Below are 1645 nucleotides of genomic sequence, written 5' to 3' on the forward strand. Positions count from 1 at the left end.
ATCAACACCTCTTCAGCCGTGTTCCAGCAGCCGCGATTAATCCCATTACATTGGCGATTATTGTTGCGTTCTCCACCCTTACCTTGCCACAAACCGCACGGGCGACGTGCAGTAGCTCCGGGGTGGGAACCTATGTTTGCGAAGGTGAAAATAACGCGGGGATATCCCTGAACGGAACGGATATCGTGGTTGAGACCCTGCCCGGTTTTGGCATCACAGAGCCTGGAGATATAGATCCTGCGCTCTCATTAATCGGCTCTGGTGCCATCAGTTACCTCGACACCAACAGTTCTGCGCTTGATACCGCTGGTGCCTATTCTTTGTCTATCCAGAATGATACGTCGATGATTGGGCAATCGACATCCACTAACGTTCAGGCCAACGGTTCAATTGGCAGTGGCGTTTACATTGACAACCAGAGCAGTGACGATTCGACCATACAGGTAGACCTCTCCGGCATGTTATCCAGCGGCCTGAATGGTACTCCTGCCCTTGCAATCTACTCATTGGCAGACAATGATTCAACTATTACCCTGAACATCCATGCTATTTCAGGTGCCTCAGGCATCTACAGTGATAATTATTCACAAAATGGAGCGGCCATCACCAAGGTTGATATTACTGGCGATATCAACGTCGAATATTCAGGAGTCTCGATCATGAATCATTCCAATAGTGGCACCAGCATACTTAATTTCAATTCAAAGAGTATCACTACAGACTTCGACGCCCTGGATATTAATAATAGCACTTATTCAGGGGAGGTGATGGCCGATATCAATATCGATGGCGATATCAGTTCAGCCTATGGTCAAGCTGCCAAGATTTACAATTATACCTATAGCGGCCTTGTGAGCCTTAGATTTCGCGCAAATAATGTCACTGGATATGCTGGCATTTATATCGTTAATAGCAGCTCGAATGGGGCTGTAACCGATATTATATTGACGGGTGATCTTACGTCTACTTCAGGATCTGCTCTGTATGCCGATGCCTACGCGGATGAGGGGAACGTCGAGACCGCTATCAAGTTGAATAACGTTTATTCTCTGTATGACGCACTCAATATTAACGGCTATAACCAAATTGGAAATATACTGCTTGACCTCGATGTCTCAGGAACGGTTACTTCAGAAAACGGTACCGGAATTTTAATGATGGGGGGAACTTCTGAAGGTAACTCCACCATAATAATCAATGCGAATAATATTAATTCCGGCAGCCAATCGCTCAGTGTTAGCAACTATAGCTATTTAGGCGCCGCCTTTTCTGACATTACTGCGAGTGGGCATCTCCTCTCTGAACAAGGACAAGGAGCCATTATCAATACTGCCTCCACTCTGGGGGATGCCACTGCTGTCATCAATTTGAATGACATCACCACTGTGGGCAATAGTGTAGATATATACACCATGGCGAATGAGGGGGATTCAACCACCGATCTCACCGTGACGGGCCAGATTAACGCCAGTGACGGGGAGGGTATTACCCTTAATACGCAGAGCATTGACGGCAATACCCTGGTCAACATTGACGTCAATAATATTGCCAGTGAATACGATGCTATTTACCTCCATAACTCGGTTACCGGCGTGGACAACGGCACATCGACCATTGATCTGATCACCCGGGGCGCACTGGTTTC

At 47.1% G+C, this 1645-nt stretch carries 1 pseudogene; it reads left to right on the forward strand.

The annotated features are described in order from the left end of the window. Window positions 1-1645 (forward strand): annotated as a pseudogene (locus tag AC971_RS22375) (autotransporter outer membrane beta-barrel domain-containing protein); the annotation flags it as partial.

The organism is Yersinia similis (assembly GCF_001053095.1).
Taxonomy (GTDB): domain Bacteria; phylum Pseudomonadota; class Gammaproteobacteria; order Enterobacterales; family Enterobacteriaceae; genus Yersinia; species Yersinia similis.